This is a genomic window from Bradyrhizobium sp. PRIMUS42 (assembly GCF_023006515.1).
Taxonomy (GTDB): Bacteria; Pseudomonadota; Alphaproteobacteria; order Rhizobiales; family Xanthobacteraceae; genus Bradyrhizobium.
Genome location: NZ_JALBGZ010000872.1, coordinates 1 through 2,343, shown reverse-complemented (window position 1 = coordinate 2,343; position 2,343 = coordinate 1). Strand labels below are relative to the sequence as shown.

General features: G+C 66.8%; 2 protein-coding genes. Both read left to right on the top strand.

Annotated elements, in window-relative coordinates; all coding sequences use genetic code 11:
• Positions 1-1,553: alpha-2-macroglobulin (locus tag MOV75_RS34980; protein ID WP_369010490.1), on the top strand; the 1,553-nt coding region annotated here is incomplete at its 5' end.
• Positions 1,554-1,711: 158 nt separating this feature from the next.
• Positions 1,712-2,343: transglycosylase domain-containing protein (locus MOV75_RS34975; RefSeq protein ID WP_247007621.1), on the top strand; the 632-nt coding region annotated here is incomplete at its 3' end.

The window sequence follows — 2,343 nt, the reverse complement described above, 5'->3', positions numbered from 1 at the left end:
ATGCGTTTGACGTCAAGGCGGCGACGCAGGTGCTGGCGCGGCGGTCGATCCGGACGCTGGCGAAGGGCGAGAGCCTGACGCTGACCTCGGACATGTTCTCCGACCTCGTGCCGGGCACCGGCAGCGTCTCCGTCTCGGCGAGCCTGTCGACGGCGCTCGACGCGGCGACGATCCTCAAGGCGCTCGATCGCTATCCCTATGGCTGCTCGGAGCAGATCACGAGCCGCGCCTTGCCGCTGCTCTACGTCAATGATCTTGCGGCCGGCGCGCATCTGGCGATGGACACCGAGGTCGACCAGCGCATCCGCGATGCGATCGAGCGGCTGCTCGCGCGCCAGGGCTCCAACGGCTCGTTCGGCCTGTGGTCGGCCGGGGGCGAAGATGCCTGGCTGAATGCGTACGTGACGGACTTCCTGACCCGCGCCCGCGAGAAGGGATTTGTGGTGCCGGACGTGCTGTTCAAGAACGCGCTCGACCGCATCCGCAACTCCGTCGTCAACGGCAACGAGCCGGAGAAGGACGGTGGGCGTGATCTCGCCTACGGCCTCTACGTGCTCGCGCGCAACGGCGCGGCACCCATCGGCGATCTCCGATATCTCGCCGATACCAAGCTTGCCAACCTGGCAACGCCGATCGCGAAGTCGCAGCTCGCGGCGGCGCTGGCGCTGGTCGGCGACCGCAACCGCGCCGAACGGGTCTATGGTGCCGCCCTCGACAGCCTCGCGCCGAAGCCCGTGCTGGAGTTCGGACGCACCGACTACGGCTCGCAGCTTCGCGATGCCGCAGCTTTGGTGTCGCTTGCCAGCGAAGGCAACGCGCCGAAGGCGACGCTGACGCAGGCGGTGTCGCGGGTCGAGACCGCGCGCGGGCTGACGCCCTACACCTCCACGCAGGAGAATGCGTGGCTGGTGCTCGCCGCACGTGCGCTCGCCAAGGAGAACCTGTCCATGGAAGTGGACGGCCAGCCGGTCAAGACCGCGCTCTATCGCAGCTACAAGGCTGTGACGCTGGAGGGCAAGCCGCTGAAGATCACCAACACCGGCGATGCGCCGGTGCAGGCCGTGGTCTCGGTGTCGGGCTCGCCGGTGACGCCGGAGCCGGCGGCATCCAACGGCTTCAAGATCGAGCGCAATTACTTCACGCTCGACGGCAAGCCGGCCGACATCAGCAAGGTCAAGCAGAACCAGCGCTTCGCGGTGGTGCTGAAGATCACCGAGGCCAAGCCCGAATACGGCCACATCATGGTGTCCGACTATCTGCCCGCGGGCCTCGAGATCGACAACCCGAAGCTGGTGTCGTCGGGCGACAGTGGCACGCTGGACTGGATCGAGGACGGCGAGGAGCCTGAAGACACCGAGTTCCGTGACGATCGCTTCACCGCGGCAGTCGACCGTGCCTCGGACTCCAAGTCGGTCTTCACGGTCGCCTATATCGTGCGCGCCGTCTCGCCGGGCAAATACGTGCTGCCGCAGGCCTATGTCGAGGACATGTACAATCCCTCGCGCTACGGCCGCACCGGCACCGGCAACGTCGAGGTGCGGGCGGCGAAGTGAGTGGTGGGATGAGCGACGGTGATAACAGCTCTCGTCATTCCGGGGCGGCTCGAAGAGCCGAACTACGGCGCGCAATTGCGCGCCTGAGAATCTCGAGGTTCCGGGTCTGGTCCTCCGGACCATCCCGGAACGACGGCGGGAGAGAAGGGCGCACCATCATGCGTGTCCTCTCAGCCCTTGCACTCATCCTCATCCTCACCATCCTCGGCTTCGTCGGCTGGGTCTACTCGCTCGGTCCGCTGCCGCGTGACGAGGCCCGGAAAGTCTCGACCACCATCGTCGATCGCAACGGCAAGCTGCTGCGTGCCTATGCGATGGCGGATGGCCGCTGGCGCCTGCCGGTCGATGCCAGGTCCAACGTCGACCCGACCTATCTGAAACTGCTGCTGGCCTATGAGGACCAGCGCTTCTACGCCCATGACGGCATCGACCCGCTGGCGCTGGGCCGTGCCGCCTTGCAGCTTGCGACGCGCGGCCACATCGTCTCGGGCGGCTCGACGATCAGCATGCAGCTTGCCCGCCTGATGGAGCCGCGGCGGCAGCGCTCGCTCTATGCCAAGCTGCGGCAGATGGTGCGCGCGATCGAAATCGAGCGCAGCATGAGCAAGGAGCAGATCCTCGATCTCTATCTCGCGCTGGCGCCTTATGGCGGTAATCTCGAAGGCATCCGCGCCGCCTCAATCGGCTATCTCGGCAAGGAGCCGAAGCGCCTGTCCCTGGCCGAGGCCGCGCTGCTGGTCGCGCTGCCGCGATCGCCGGAAACGCGCCGGCTCGATCGCCATCCCGAAGC